We start from the raw sequence: 13850 nt of genomic DNA on the forward strand, positions 1-13850 counted from the left end.
TGGCTTACATCCGCTGAAGTGAGATGTTATCTTCATGACAATGCTCATGAAGCAGATTCTTGCTTAGGAATGTGACGCCCCAGCAAATCTTAAAATCATGAGCTGGATTGATCGGCTGTACTTCGATTCAAAAAGGGTAGCTAATTTGGAGCGGTTGGCTTGGCGCAGGTTGTTCTGTGTGACGGACAACGAGCATCCTAACGTTTGGGGGCGAAGCTGTGACGACGAATGAGCAAGGTTCGCAACATCTAGACGCGCCCATGTCGTGCGAGTCGCAAGTGGTTGAAGGGGGAGGATCCGAACTGCGCCCTGCGATCGCTCCGTTGGGACCGTTAGCCAGTACGTTGACGACGCTGCAAGAAACGGCTGCCGAAGTCCATCATCGCTATCAAGATTTGCAGGTGCGCTATGAGCAAACAGAGCGCCAGTGCCTTGAGCTACAGGCCCTGTTTGACGAAGCGCCTATCGGTTACTTGGTGACCGATCATCGTGGTCTCATTCGAAAAGCGAACCGGATGGCTGCTGCGCTGGTGGGGGTATTGCCGACAGCTATGGTGGGAACTGCGATCGCAGACTGGATTCAGCCTGAGTCTCAACCAATGGTGCAGACGGCACTAGCGCACATTCAGCAAGGCAAGCTGGTTCCAGAATTTGAACTGGTGCTGAATACGCCGCTCGATCGCACGCTGTACTTGGCTGTGAATGTGAGTGCTGGTGTCTCTGGCAGCCAGCCCATGGAGGGATTACGCTGGGCGTGGCAAGATATTACCGGGCGCAAGCAGACTGAGCTGTCGTTGCATCGGCGGGCAGAGCAAGAGCATCTCATTGGGGTGGTGGTGCGCCATATTCGCCAATCGCTTGACCCCGACGAAATTTTGTACAACGCGGTTACGGAGGTGAAGCGGGTTCTCCAGGCCGATCGCGTTGTGATCCATAGTTTTGATGCAGAAGGGCGGGCGATCGCTATTGCTGAGGCGGTTTGTGCAGACTATCCGCCCTTGCTAGGAGCCTATATGAGCCGTTCGGCGGCGATATACCTGCGTGAGCGATATCAGTCGGAGTCGTCGCTCATAGTGAATGATCTGACGCAGGCCGAGTTTCCCAATGAGCTCATTGAATCTTGGCAGCAGCAGCAGGTTCAGGCGGCGATCGCCATTCCCATCTTTCGCGATCAGCAATTGTTGGGAGTCTTCTCGGTGCATCAGTGCGCTCAGGTTCATTATTGGCAAGCGTTTGAGATTGATTTACTCAAACATCTTGTCGATCAGGTGGCGATCGCACTCCAGCAGTCGCATTTATACCAGCAGGCGCAGCAGCTTAACGATGCGCTCAAGGCGCAGGTGCATAGCCGCACTCAGCAAATGGAGCAGGTGCTCAAATACGATGCCATGCTCAAGCGCATTACCGACAAGGTGCGCGACTCGCTGGACGAAAGCCAAATTTTGCAAGCGGCGGTGCAAGAATTGACCCTAGTGCTGGGGTTGGCCGGCTGCAACGCTGCCCTTTACGACTTAGACCAAAACACGTCCACCATCCTGTACGAGTACACCCACTCCATTCCCGCTTTCTATGGCAAGGTGGCGCGAATGGAAGACTCGCCCGATATTTATCGCCAGCTCAAGCAGGGCAGCTATTTCCAATTTTGCTCGCTGTATCCCAACCCGGTGCGTGGCCCGGTTGCGATGCTGGCCTGTCCAATTTTTGTGGATCCAAACTCGCCGGAAGGAATTGAGCAAACGGTGCTGGGCGATTTATGGCTGATCCATCATCCCGATTATGTGTTCAACGAGTTTGAAATTCGCTTGGTGCAGCAGGTGGCCAATCAGTGCGCGATCGCCATTCGGCAGGCCCGGTTGTATCGGGCTGCCCAGGTACAGGTACAAGAGCTAGAGCGCCTGAACCAGCTCAAAGATCAGTTTTTGAGTACGGTCTCTCATGAGCTGCGAACCCCCATCTCCAATGTCAAGATGGCTGTACACATGCTGAAGACGACCGCCAGTGACGAGAAACGGCAGCAGTATTTGGCCATCCTAGAGAGTGAACTGGCTCGCGAGGCCGAACTCATTAACGATTTGCTCGATCTGCAACGGTTGGAGGAAGCCTCTTTCCCATTGGAGTTGGAGGCGATCGCTCTGCAGCCGTGGGTGATGGCGCTAGTAGAACCGTTCCGTACCCGCGCCCAAACATTTCAGCAGGCGATCGCCATTCACAGCCCCATCGATTTATTGCCGTTAGTGACCGACTCTACCCTGCTCAAGCGCATTTTGGCCGAGTTGTTCAATAATGCGTGCAAGTACACCCCAAAAGGCAAGCGAATTGAGCTTGACATTGCGCAAACGGAGAGCGATGGTCTGTCGCAAACGACCTTTCGCCTGCGCAACCAGGCTGAAATCCCCGATGCAGATTTACCTCACATTTTTGAGAAGTTCTATCGCGTGCTGCAGGTTGATCGCTACAAGCACGGTGGTACAGGCTTGGGGCTAGCGCTGGTGCAGCGGTTGGTAGAACAGCTCAACGGTACGATCACCGCTCACAGTAGCAACGGTTGGACGACCTTTACCGTCCAGGTGCCTAGCTTGAAAGGCTCTGCTTCACTGTCAGCCTAATTCATCCTCAATCCTGATAGTTCAATCCTCTAACCGACTAACCGATGGTCGCGTGAGATATCGTGCTGGAAATCTCGCGGAATTGGATGACATCCTGACGTGGATCAACATACGCAACCTGGATATCAAGGCGATCGCCCGGTTCTACAGAGCGATCAAACCGCATAGCTAATTCCAAACCTAAATCTTCTAATAGCACAAGGCCCAAACTCTCGTGCTCTCGCAACCATCGCAGCATCAGAGCCCGCCACACCGTATCGGAATGACGACGCAAAAACTCTAGTCCCCAATAGCGGTTGGTTTGCCGCTCGACCAAGGTGGACTCATAAGCGGTCGCACTCACCGACATGAGCAAATCTGTGAGCTGCTGCTGAGAGAAAGGAGGTTCATCGCCTCGCAAGTGAGCCTTAATTTGAAAATGGGCCAGCAGGTCGGCATAGCGGCGAATGGGAGAGGTTACCTGGGTGTAGGTGTTCAAACCAAGGCTTGCGTGGCGCAGAGGCGTGACCCCAACTTCACTGCGAGGCATACACCGCCGAATCGCCGAATCGCGAACCGGGCCAGCGGGTAGGCGTTTCAGCTCATCTTCGGGAGGCAGCTCTGGCTGAGTTTGCCCACGAAACGGCAGCGGTAGCGCTTGCTCTTGGCCGTAACGACCGGCAATTTCCCCAGCCAGGATCATCATTTCAGCAACGAGTTGCCGCGCCGCCGAATCATCCAGCACGTCAATGGTAATCTCATCGTCCTCCACCTTAATGGATGATTCGGGCATGCGAATGCTGATGGCCCCTTGCGATTGGCGCAGGTCAAATCGCAGTTTTGCCCACTGGTTCAGGGCTTCTAGCTCTGGCTCGGCCTGTACCCCCAAGTCTAAAATCTCATCGACATCTTCGTAGGTGAGGCGATAGGTTGGCTTTACTAGCGCAGGCCGAATGACATATTCCTGAATTGAACCTGCAGCATCTAAAATTACTCCAAAGCTGAGAGCGCAGCACATTCGCCCCTGCACCAAGCTCATAGGCCCGGTTGCCAGATCTGGCGGAAACATGGGAATCATGCCAGTGGGTAGATACACCGTCGTGCAGCGACGCCGAGCTTCTAGGTCGAGGGTATCGCCTGGGGCCAGCCACCGAGTCGGGTCGGCAATATGAATCCAGATGCGCTGAGTGCCGTCTTCCAAGAACTCAACGCTTAAACCGTCGTCAATTTCTCGGGTGCTCTCATCGTCAATGGTGTAGACCTTGAGATGGGACAGATCTAGCCGATCGGAGCTGGAATCGGGTGGTGGATTGGTAATTAAGCTTTGTGCCACGTCTAAAACTCGGCTAGGGAACTGAACTGGAAGCTGACTTCGCCGGAGAAATAAGTTCTCGTGAGGACTCCAAATGTGGAGATCAACCAGAAGATTGAAGGCTCCTTGTGGAGTTTCGGGGCGCTTGAGCGCGGCCAAAAGTTCTAAAGCCGGTGCGCGGTGGCTGGCTTCCTCTCCTAAGGTAGCAAACCGATCCAATGACTCTAAGCGAGGGCGATCGCTACTTTGCCAATCTACAGTTTCTCCCGCTAATGCTTGCTCAACTCGGGTCAAAAACGTTTGCCATTCTTGTTGACGCTGAGTTGCAACCGTGAGCTGATGTTTGAGTTCTTCGACTTGAGCTGCTGAGCGAGGTTCGTAGCGATCGCCCTTCTGCTTAAAGTAAAGTTTGTCATCGGAGAGTAAACAATGAGCTGCGTAGCACATTGAGGTTTCCTGATTGGAAAACAGGAGCAGCGCCATAGACTGAGGAGTTGCTGCCTCTCCGTCTTCGACCAGGAGTTCCCAGGCAATTTCCAAACTAGAGGGATCTAAAAGTGGCTGAACTTGCTTCAAAAAACCTGGAATATCGGTTGGCTTAAACGCTTGGCCTGCGGCAGAAAACGTAACCTCACGCGGATGTAGCTTGTGAGAATTTCCGCGCTCATCGATCACAATCCAGTCGCGCTTTCCCTCGGGTCGATCGACAACTGCCAAACGACGCTCGCCATGTAGCCGAAATTCAACCAGTGTTCCCTTTTCCATCAGCGTCTACACGAGATCTAAAGGTGAAGAAACAAACCCAATCATGAACACGGCTACACCGATATTCATCTATTTATCACAGTGAAGAAGTCATCAGACGTGAACAAGCCGCCACGAAAAAGCTTTTATCTGGAGAGCGCACCTGAACCGCAGTGTATCAAATGCGAGTTCGGCAGTTGATCGAACAACCCTCAAAGAAAAGCTCTAACAAAGAAGAGATCTGCAAAAAACAAGGCCGCCATCAACGTCATAGCTTTACGCAATCGCGCTTGAAGATAGCATATGAGCGCGGCCTTGATAATGACAGAGCGCGGTATTTACCCTTCTTTATTGATGAACGGCAGCAACGCCAGAATTCGAGCCCGCTTAATGGCTTGGGTGAGATCCCGCTGCTGTTTAGCCGTCAACCCAGTAATACGACGGGGAAGAATCTTGCCTCGCTCGGTGATGAACTTGCGGAGCAGTTCAACATCTTTGTAATCGATCGGTTCAGAAGGCTTGAGCGGAGAAACGCGACGACGATAGTAAGTCATGGTTACGGTTGAAATGTTAAATCAATGGACAATTGAGCAGCCACTAGCCTGCTGTCACCTGGGAAGCCAACAGATGAGATCGTCACCTAATCTGCCACTTGTCAGAGGGTCAGCGAACCGTGCTACTTGATTCATTCGAAGGTGGCAAAGAGAGCGTTATTTAATCTCTTTGTGAACCGTGTGCTTGTTGCAATGGGTGCAGAACTTGTTGAGTTCGATCCGATTGGTCGTGTTACGACGGTTCTTGGTCGTGGTGTATCGCGAAACCCCAGCTGAGCGCTTGTCGGGGTTCGTACGACACTCTGTACATTCCAGCGTGATAATGATTCGAGCGCCTTTGGCAGCCATAGCTCTAAAGTCTCAACTTGAGAAATCGACACAAACTCTTATTTTTTCACACGATCCTGAACTTCGGCAACCAATTGGCGGATCTTTACATCCAGTGAGTACCCTCGCTGTGACGGAACGACTGATACATCGCTATAGCGATCGTGAAATGCAATACCCTGCTCAACGTTCGCGTAGGCTGAGGCGATATCCAACCCCAGCGGCACCATGAGCAAAAGAACCCAGGCTGAGGTTGGGCTGAGGTGCAGCACGCCCCAAAAAGCTAAAAAGGCGCATATGCCTAAGATGGTTTCTCGCTTTGTCAGCTCTAGCAGGGTTGGTGTGATGCGCTGCCGCCGTTCAATAATGCGCATGTTGAATGCCCATCGCCCGAAACTTTGTCCTTTATTGTTTGCTACTAGGGCAACGCGCATCATCCACCAACCCAGCGCAAACACGAAGGCCTGTGCCCAAAAACTACCGCCGAAAAAGGCACTGAGGATGCCAATGGTTAAGATGTCGAGTCCTAGGGCATAGCCTCGACGCCGAATCGGCACTTTTGGAAGGCGGGTAGAAGCCAATTGTGGACGCATCGCAGGTCTAGTCCATCTTCAGTTGCTTGCCTGTATTGTAACGCTCGGCTTGAAGGCCTGTTGATCTGGGCGATCGCTCTCAAAATGCAGATCAAACGAACCTTTGGGGCTAGTTCCTGTTGCCATCGTCCTAGACAATAATTGGGGGCAGAAACCGATACGAATACGACAAATCGTAGAACGACGATTCATTAGATTCTTTGTTGAGCTGAAAGCTATGATCCAACCTGACAAAGCAGAGCGCATCATTCTAGATTTGGTTTGTCCCCCGGGAGAGTTGGACGCTGAATGGGTGAACCTGCGCACTGCAAGCGATCGCGTGCTGGCAAGGCCCATTGTCAGCCCTTTGGATTTTCCCCATTGGGACAACTCAGCCATGGACGGCTACGCGGTGCGGGCTGAGGATGTTGCCATGTGTAGCGAGACCCAGCCCATTGAGCTGCAAATTATAGAAGAGATCCCAGCTGGGGTGCCCCCACAGCAGACAGTACAAGCGGGACAAGCTGCCCGCATTCTGACCGGATCGATGATGCCGTCGGGAGCCGATACGGTTGTCATGCAGGAGGTGACGCGCCGAGAGGGCGATCGCGTTTTTGTGTTGTCTGCGCCACAGCCGCGTCAGTTTGTGCGGCGGCGAGGCGAATTTCATCAGGCAGGCGATGAGTTGCTATCAATGGGGACGCTGCTGGGAGCCTCAGAAGTTGCGGTACTTGCTGCGGCTCAATGTGCTTCAGTCCAGGTCTTTCGACGGGTACGGGTTGCAATTCTTTCGACTGGCAATGAGCTTGTAGAGCCAGAGCAGCCTCTACAGTCCGGCCAAATTGTGGATTCTAACCAATATGCCCTGGCAGCGGCAGTGATGCAGTTAGGGGCCGTACCGCTTTGTATGGGAATTGTGCGAGATGATCCGGATGCTCTAGCGATGGCGATCGCCCATGCTCGTACAACGGCGGATATTGTTTTGTCTTCGGGTGGGGTATCCGTTGGGGACTATGACTATGTGGAGCCAGTCTTAGAGTCGTTGGGTGGTACCATCCACATTCGTTCAGTTGCAATCAAACCTGGAAAGCCCTTAACCGTTGCAACCTTTGATGCACAGACTCCCCAGCCATCTCCAGCCCAACCAGAATCGAATACATCCTGTCTTTATTTTGGCTTGCCAGGCAATCCTGTGTCTGCCCTGGTGACCTTTTGGCGATTTGTGCAGCCTGCAATTCGCAAACGATCGGGCTTATCCCATGGGTGGCATCCTACTCGGGTGATAGGGCGATCGCGTCAAGATCTTCGTTCCGATGGCAAGCGAGAGAGCTGCATTTGGGGCAAGCTTCAGCTCACGCCCGATGGCTATTGGTTTGATCCCGCTGGTGGAAGCCATAGCTCTGGAAACCTCATAAATTTGGCACAGACAAACGCTCTTGCGATCATTCCCATTGGTCAAACGCATCTTCCATCGGGGCAGTCTGTTCAACTCATGCCCATTCATACGGTTCCCTTTGTTCAACCCTGATAGAACACTCCGCTAACGATATGACGTGACCGAAGTCCACTCAGCGACCCCAGCCCTTGTTATTTTTGCGTTCTGCACAAATAGCCAAAATTTAGATTCCGCAAGATGGCTTATTTTTCTTAAGCCATTTTTCTAGACTGCTTTTCCTCAGGGGCTCGCTAGGCTATAGCAGGTAGCGACAGTTACTGAATTATTTGTAATTCCCCCATACGGGGCTACCGAAATTGAGGGGGATGTTTTTCAGTTGCAAAGAACCTGTGGCGATCTCCCAAAAGAATGGCTAAAGTATTATTCTGATCGTTTGATGCTGAACTGCAGAACGCGATCAGAACAGCCAGATTGAAATTATCAGCCGAATCTAGACACCTTGTTTTTGTCAGAAAGGCTACAATCGGGGAGACTTCTAGAGAGCTTCTAGCATTTCTGACGCTGCACCAAGCCAACGGAACGCATAGCGGCTCCTAAAATAATTGGTGCTTCTGCCTCTCAAAGCAGTGGATTGATGTTCCTTAAAAGGCCACATCATCTCCTTGCAAAGCGTCGGCTAGCAGATCAACCCATTGCCATCCGAACTAGTTCGGAACGTTTAACTTTCATTTTGAAGGAGCATGAGGAGCGCGGCATGACCCAGGCTAATGACGTACTCGAGACCATAGAGCCAGTTGAGAGCGAATTTGAACTTCTTGATGAGGCGAATGATGATCGAGACGATATGTTCGATTTTCAGCCTGAAGAAGAGGATGAAGAGGATGGCAAGGCGACAAAAGGTCGTGCTTCTCGCCGTCGAACCCAAACCAAAAAGAAGCACTATACAGAAGACTCCATCCGTCTTTATCTTCAAGAAATTGGCCGCATTCGCCTTTTGCGGGCGGATGAAGAGATTGAACTGGCCCGAAAAATTGCCGATTTGCTCGAGCTAGAGCGGATTCGCGAAAAGCTATCCAATCAGTTGGCTCGTGATCCCCACGATAGTGAATGGGCTGAAGCTGTAAACATGGCGCTGCCAGCTTTCCGCCATCGCCTGCACCTGGGTCGCCGCGCAAAAGACAAAATGGTGCAGTCCAACCTGCGACTGGTGGTGTCGATCGCCAAAAAATATATGAACCGCGGTCTGTCCTTTCAGGACTTGATTCAGGAAGGCAGTTTGGGTTTGATTCGCGCTGCTGAAAAGTTTGACCACGAGAAGGGATATAAGTTCTCGACTTATGCGACGTGGTGGATTCGTCAGGCCATTACTCGGGCGATCGCCGACCAGTCTCGTACGATTCGCCTCCCCGTTCACCTTTACGAAACCATTTCTCGCATCAAGAAGACCACCAAACTTCTGTCTCAAGAAATGGGACGCAAGCCTACTGAAGAAGAAATTGCAACTCGGATGGAGATGACCATCGAGAAGCTGCGGTTTATTGCGAAGTCGGCTCAGTTGCCCATTTCCCTCGAAACCCCAATTGGTAAAGAAGAAGATTCTCGTTTGGGAGACTTCATTGAGTCCGACGGTGAAACTCCTGAAGATCAAGTCTCTAAGAACTTGCTGCGAGAAGATTTGGAGAGTGTGCTCAGCACCCTGAGCCCTCGTGAGCGCGATGTGCTGCGCCTGCGCTATGGCCTGGATGATGGCCGTATGAAGACTCTGGAAGAAATTGGCCAGATCTTTAACGTTACCCGTGAGCGGATTCGCCAAATTGAAGCGAAGGCTCTGCGGAAACTGCGCCACCCCAACCGCAATAGCGTACTGAAAGAATACATCCGCTAAAACTTAGTTTAGGTTCTAATGATTGATAAGGAGTTGCCTACGAGCAGCTCCTTTTTTGTTGTGGATGGTTGTGGAGGTGTACTGGGCGATCGGTTGAGCAGGTTCACTTAAGCTCTGCTTGCCATCCTCGGACATCCTGCCAGCTTTGAACAACGCAGAATTTATTGAACCCAGCAGCTTTGTTTGAGTGTTATGAAAGCTAATTTCCCCTTATCGTAAATTAGCTTGGTGGGTACGATCGCTTTGCTCTAGCCGCAGGGTATTGACCTCACAAGTATTGATAAAGATTGCGAAATTTTAACTACTCTACACCAGGTGAAAATAGAGATGGTAGATGCGAGTTTCAGTAGGATGTTGGCTTATACTTTCGCTTGAAGCCTTGCAATCCTCCAGGTTGAGAAAAGTGAATAGCCTCTTACCTTCAAATCTGTATGACACGCTTGTTTACATAATTCCAGGGTTTTTGATTGGCATATCTTTATTATTTTTGTTTTCTCCCGAAAGCTTGAGTCTGGATAATGACAGAATTGGCCTCGGAATGCTTACCCTATTTCTAATTCTGTCTTACGTATTTGGAATCATTGTTCACAGATTGTCAGGGCTGATTATCTATCCGCTTTATTACTACTTTGGAGAGGGTGTACTAGAAGGCATAATAAGAGACTTTCCAGACATAGAACTCGTTCGTTCCTTGATGAGTAAAAATTTAGGAATAACTCCTAATCTTGAGGTTGAGCACTATCGATATGCGCTGTTGATTGTCTCTGACAAGCTACCAAAATCGGCGGAAGCAGCTGAGAAAATGATGGCAATGAGCACGATGTCTAGGAACTTACTTATTTGCTTTCCAATCTTTACCTTGTCTGCAACCAAAGCACTTGCCAAGCATTTTTCTAGAAAAATAGAACTCTCAATTTTTCTGTCTGTAAGTATTATTTTGATATTTGTTGAGTTCATATTGCTGAAAAGCTTTTTGTCTTTTTGGTCTTCTGCTGTATGGGAGGTTTTGAGAGGGTATATTGTCTGGAGTATGTTGGAGAACTAGGCTAAGGAAATGAGCAGAAAAAAAGATAACTTCATCTAGTTCTGTGGTCTTGTTAATGAGTGAGCGATCGCCCACAACATCAACCAACCCCAACGCCTAAAATAGCCACATGGAACAAGCTAACGCGGATCAAGGGCAACCGCAATGGACACCATCACTTGTCTTGCATCAACACTTTGCTAAACGGTGAGAAGTGTTTCTCAGTTCTTTGACTGGTGCGGTACAAAGTTTCGATTCTGTAACTTGCCGTCCTATCGATGGCGCATTCTATATTGGTTGGAAATGGAACAAGGAGATACAGAGCATCCGTGGAAAGAACAAGGGGCACTTGACTTTGGCCTTGCTTACCTAAGACAGATGATCGACCAAGGCTTGCACGTAGCATACGCAGTGTCTGAAGCCGAGGGTGGTTTGGTTCATCTGAAAGTATGGGAAAAGGTAACCGCAGCTGATGAGCATGAGCCAATTGAGGGGCATGAATTAGCTGATGGCAAAGAGCCTGCATGGCCCCACGATAACGAAATAATTGTGTTTGCCAAGTGGGAGCCCGTGCACGTAGAGCGGTAGATTCAGCTCAGCAGCGCTCCATTGCGATCGCAGATCTTCAGGTCAAGGTGGCCGAGGTGGAGCGGCAGCGGGGAGAGATGGCGAACCGTTTGCGCGAAGAGGTGTTGCTATCGGTTCTCGACTTTGAGCGCACCCGCCGAGAGTTTCAAGGCTTTCAAGAGATTGGGCGGCGATCGCAGCTCCGAAATGAAATCTTGCGGCTCAACTATCGGTTTGTGGCCGATTCCATGAGTACACCCCAGTACCTCGCAGAGCAGAACGCCTTAGACGTGGGCGATTGGAGGTGTTCAGGAATTGGGCGCAGCTCAGAACGCAGCTCACCAAAATCAAAATTGTGGTGCTGGGTGCAGAGGGTTTTTAGTGCGGTTTAGTTAGTCTCCTGACCACGAATACTTAGTGCCTTAATGGCTTACGAAGTTATCGAGCCTCAGAAATTTCTCAATATTTGGGAAGATTATGGATTTTAACGACTTACTTTGTGCCTCTCTTTTGTGAGCTTAGAATTGAGAAGCTTTAAATTTAGGGATACATATGGCAACACTTGGCGGAATTGAGATTATTGAGAGTGGTTTTAATTTTGGTGCTGCGTTTCTGCTGAATAAGAAAAGCCCGATTTCTAGGACTGTTTTGATTGAAAATGGTTCGATTTTTGAGCTTAATGAGAATAGTAGCTATGCTGTGATCAAACTCTCTGAAAATGTGCCTAAACGGAAGCTCCCTAGCTTGGGCTATGCGCAGATACAAAGAGGTTTAGATATTATTTCAGTTGAGGGTAGAGCCCACTTATTAATTAAAGATCTAAGTCACTATCTGATTTGGTGGAAAAGTAATGAAGGCAGCCAAGTTGTTAAATTCTTCTTTAAGGAGATTTTGACGACTTCAATATATGCCGAGCCTTCTCAATTAGTTGAGGGGGAAATAATAAATTCACCTCAAGCCTCAATAAAATATGCTGAGGCTTTTCGATACTTTCGGCTTTCAAAAGCTACAGATGATTTATTTGATGCTTATCGAAATATGTATCTAGCTTTTGAGTACTTGCTAAGTTTGCACTATCCAAGAGAAAAAATCGAAAAAGACGGAAAGGAGCGCCGAGAATCGGAGTTTGATTGGATTACGCGAGGGTTCACGAGATTGATGAACGAGACAAAAGTCTCTGAACTACTTAATCATTATTTTGATAGTAGTTCTGCCAATTTTGTTAAACAGACATGCACGGAAATTTATAAGACAGCAAGAACAAATCTTTTTCACGCCAAAAGAGATGAATTACAATTTTCGTTTTATGAGAATCTTGAGGAGCGTGAGTTGATATCTACTCCATTAGAAAAACTGACCATAATTGTTCAAGCAATGTTGGAGTATTTTCACGAAGTAAGCTCTCTAAGAGGCGGCATGTCCACAGCACTTTTAGACAAATTCCTCGTTGATAGCTCTCAAAGTTCAAGGCTGCTGTTTCGTAATCGGAAATTTGAACCAGGTATGGATCCAGACACAGATCAAGAAGATGTGCTTGATATCAAATCAAAGAGCTCAGTCTCTACTCTAAATAAAATCGTAGGTAGGGGGAAAGATAACAAACTTTTACTTCAAGGGTTTCTCAAATCTGAGGGATTTCCAGATGATCAGCTAGTTCGTCAGATTGAAGCTTGGCAAGAGGAAAACATATTCTTCTGGCATTCTCTAGAAGAGGATTTAATCTTAGAAGGTATAGATAAATTTGAATTTGAGTGCCATTTAGATATATACCAGAATGGCCAGCCAAACTGCCCATTTAGACAGTGAGATATTATTGCTTTCAAATCTCCCTCCTTGTTCTTAAGCGATCGCCTCTGCCGTCTTCATCGGTTCAGCGGTTGGTCAACCCTAACGTATTCCGGGTAAACATAGGCTATACCAAGCAGTGCCCTCCACACACCCCGCCCCAGACACTGTATCGTTAGTAGGCCTTAGCAATTTAAGGCGTTCATGAGGGTAGGACTAGCCGAAATTTGAGCCAAACAATATGAAGCTTTAAGCATGTCTTTCCAGCTTCCTAACTAACTGTTGAGAATTGAGTGATAATACTCATAAAGCTATCTATCACTGGTATGTTGGTGATTGAGCAGATTAATGGACTGTCCGTTGAGTAGACTTATTATCTATGAATTTGGCTATTTGGTTCTACACGAACATTTATCAGGTGTAGCTCTAAGAGGGTGTTTGAAAAGATGTGAGGCGTCAAATTTTATGCCAGTCGCCTGACCATAATGCGGATCATGGCAAGGTAAATCAAGGTTTCTGATGTCTCTGGCAATAATTCATAGTCTCTGACCAAGCGCCTACATCCCATCAGCCAACCGAACGTTCGTTCGACCACCCATCTCTTTTTGAGTAACGTAAAGCCTTTGGTTTGCTCAGGCCGCAGGACCACTTGCACAATCCAACGACAAACATTCATCACCCACATCAGGAACGGTGCGCCATCGAACCCTCCGTCTACCCAGAGGGTGGTTAAGCGGGAAACCTTTTTCCCCATGCGTTTGACTCGTTTGAGGACACGTTTTCCCCCTTCGCGTTCCCCCAAGGTTGCCGCACTCACAAACACTCGCAAAACCAGCCCCAACGTATCTACCGTTAAAAATCGTTTGCGTCCTGTCAGCAGTTTGCCCCCATCAAAGCCAACCTGCTGATGGACGCCTGCTGCACTCTTGACGCTTTGGCTATCGAGGGTCGCTTCCGATGGGCTCGGATGGCGTTCAGCCGACATTCCGCAGGTTGCTCTGGGAATTAAAGGGAGTGGGGATAAGCTGAGGGAGACGAGTTAGGATCGCCCCCTTGCAGATCGAGAACTTGGACCACTTGGGACTGATTGCGGGTGTTA

Annotated in this window: 11 protein-coding genes and 1 pseudogene; 7 read left to right on the forward strand and 5 right to left on the reverse strand. The window is 49.4% G+C overall.

Annotation, left to right across the window (positions count from 1 at the left end):
- Positions 1 to 260: 260 nt before the first annotated feature.
- Positions 261 to 2606 (forward strand): GAF domain-containing protein, encoded by a 2346-nt coding sequence (locus tag ACQ4M4_RS04135; RefSeq protein ID WP_430683201.1) that lies wholly within the window; start codon positions 261 to 263, stop codon positions 2604 to 2606.
- A 37-nt stretch (positions 2607 to 2643) separates the two neighbouring features.
- Here ACQ4M4_RS04135 and ACQ4M4_RS04140 read toward each other — a convergent pair whose 3' ends face one another.
- The 4 genes from ACQ4M4_RS04140 to ACQ4M4_RS04155 form a co-directional block, all read right to left on the reverse strand.
- Positions 2644 to 4662 carry a ribonuclease catalytic domain-containing protein gene (locus ACQ4M4_RS04140; RefSeq protein ID WP_430683202.1) on the reverse strand — a complete coding sequence of 673 codons (2019 nt, stop codon included), beginning with the start codon at positions 4660 to 4662 and terminating at the stop codon, positions 2644 to 2646.
- 317 nt (positions 4663 to 4979) lie between these two features.
- A complete protein-coding gene (gene rpsR / locus ACQ4M4_RS04145; protein ID WP_430683203.1) occupies positions 4980 to 5195 on the reverse strand; it encodes a 30S ribosomal protein S18 in 216 nt (71 codons plus the stop codon).
- 156 nt (positions 5196 to 5351) lie between these two features.
- Positions 5352 to 5543 (reverse strand): 50S ribosomal protein L33, encoded by a 192-nt coding sequence (rpmG, locus tag ACQ4M4_RS04150; protein ID WP_430683204.1) that lies wholly within the window; start codon positions 5541 to 5543, stop codon positions 5352 to 5354.
- 38 nt (positions 5544 to 5581) lie between these two features.
- Positions 5582 to 6115: an RDD family protein gene (locus tag ACQ4M4_RS04155; RefSeq protein WP_430683205.1), complete on the reverse strand. Its 534-nt coding sequence runs from the start codon at positions 6113 to 6115 to the stop codon at positions 5582 to 5584.
- A gap of 217 nt (positions 6116 to 6332) precedes the next feature.
- Between ACQ4M4_RS04155 and ACQ4M4_RS04160 the strand changes: the two genes are divergently transcribed.
- The 6 genes from ACQ4M4_RS04160 (at position 6333) to ACQ4M4_RS04185 (ending at position 12772) form a co-directional block, all read left to right on the forward strand.
- On the forward strand, positions 6333 to 7622 hold the full coding sequence (locus ACQ4M4_RS04160; RefSeq protein WP_430683206.1) for a molybdopterin molybdotransferase MoeA: 1290 nt from the start codon (positions 6333 to 6335) through the stop codon (positions 7620 to 7622).
- Positions 7623 to 8244: 622 nt separating this feature from the next.
- Entirely contained in the window at positions 8245 to 9375 is a 1131-nt protein-coding gene (gene rpoD / locus ACQ4M4_RS04165) for an RNA polymerase sigma factor RpoD (RefSeq protein WP_430683207.1), read from the forward strand.
- Between the two features lie 403 nt (positions 9376 to 9778).
- Positions 9779 to 10420 carry a hypothetical protein gene (locus ACQ4M4_RS04170; protein WP_430683208.1) on the forward strand — a complete coding sequence of 214 codons (642 nt, stop codon included), beginning with the start codon at positions 9779 to 9781 and terminating at the stop codon, positions 10418 to 10420.
- A gap of 282 nt (positions 10421 to 10702) precedes the next feature.
- Positions 10703 to 10987, forward strand: coding sequence for a hypothetical protein (locus tag ACQ4M4_RS04175; RefSeq protein ID WP_430683209.1), 285 nt, complete (start codon positions 10703 to 10705; stop codon positions 10985 to 10987).
- Positions 10960 to 11358 (forward strand): hypothetical protein, encoded by a 399-nt coding sequence (locus tag ACQ4M4_RS04180; RefSeq protein ID WP_430683210.1) that lies wholly within the window; start codon positions 10960 to 10962, stop codon positions 11356 to 11358. Before ACQ4M4_RS04175 ends, ACQ4M4_RS04180 begins: the two co-directional genes overlap by 28 nt.
- 160 nt (positions 11359 to 11518) lie before the next feature.
- A complete protein-coding gene (locus tag ACQ4M4_RS04185) occupies positions 11519 to 12772 on the forward strand; it encodes a hypothetical protein (protein ID WP_430683211.1) in 1254 nt (417 codons plus the stop codon).
- A gap of 442 nt (positions 12773 to 13214) precedes the next feature.
- On the opposite strand, the pseudogene ACQ4M4_RS04190 reads toward ACQ4M4_RS04185, so the two are convergent.
- Positions 13215 to 13727, reverse strand: a pseudogene (locus tag ACQ4M4_RS04190) (transposase); the annotation flags it as partial.
- Positions 13728 to 13850: the final 123 nt, after the last annotated feature.

The organism is Leptolyngbya sp. AN02str, assembly GCF_050565595.1.
GTDB lineage: Bacteria > Cyanobacteriota > Cyanobacteriia > Elainellales > Elainellaceae > Kaiparowitsia.

What these genes read in the sequence shown, in the direction of transcription:
- ACQ4M4_RS04140 (WP_430683202.1), bottom strand. Translation starts at nt 4,662, where the DNA reads ATGGAAAAGGGAACACTGGTTGAATTTCGGCTACATGGCGAGCGTCGT.
- rpsR (WP_430683203.1), bottom strand. Translation starts at nt 5,195, where the DNA reads ATGACTTACTATCGTCGTCGCGTTTCTCCGCTCAAGCCTTCTGAACCG.
- ACQ4M4_RS04175 (WP_430683209.1), top strand. Translation starts at nt 10,703, where the DNA reads ATGGAACAAGGAGATACAGAGCATCCGTGGAAAGAACAAGGGGCACTT.
- ACQ4M4_RS04185 (WP_430683211.1), top strand. Translation starts at nt 11,519, where the DNA reads ATGGCAACACTTGGCGGAATTGAGATTATTGAGAGTGGTTTTAATTTT.
- rpmG (WP_430683204.1), bottom strand. Translation starts at nt 5,543, where the DNA reads ATGGCTGCCAAAGGCGCTCGAATCATTATCACGCTGGAATGTACAGAG.
- rpoD (WP_430683207.1), top strand. Translation starts at nt 8,245, where the DNA reads ATGACCCAGGCTAATGACGTACTCGAGACCATAGAGCCAGTTGAGAGC.
- ACQ4M4_RS04155 (WP_430683205.1), bottom strand. Translation starts at nt 6,115, where the DNA reads ATGCGTCCACAATTGGCTTCTACCCGCCTTCCAAAAGTGCCGATTCGG.
- ACQ4M4_RS04135 (WP_430683201.1), top strand. Translation starts at nt 261, where the DNA reads ATGTCGTGCGAGTCGCAAGTGGTTGAAGGGGGAGGATCCGAACTGCGC.
- ACQ4M4_RS04160 (WP_430683206.1), top strand. Translation starts at nt 6,333, where the DNA reads ATGATCCAACCTGACAAAGCAGAGCGCATCATTCTAGATTTGGTTTGT.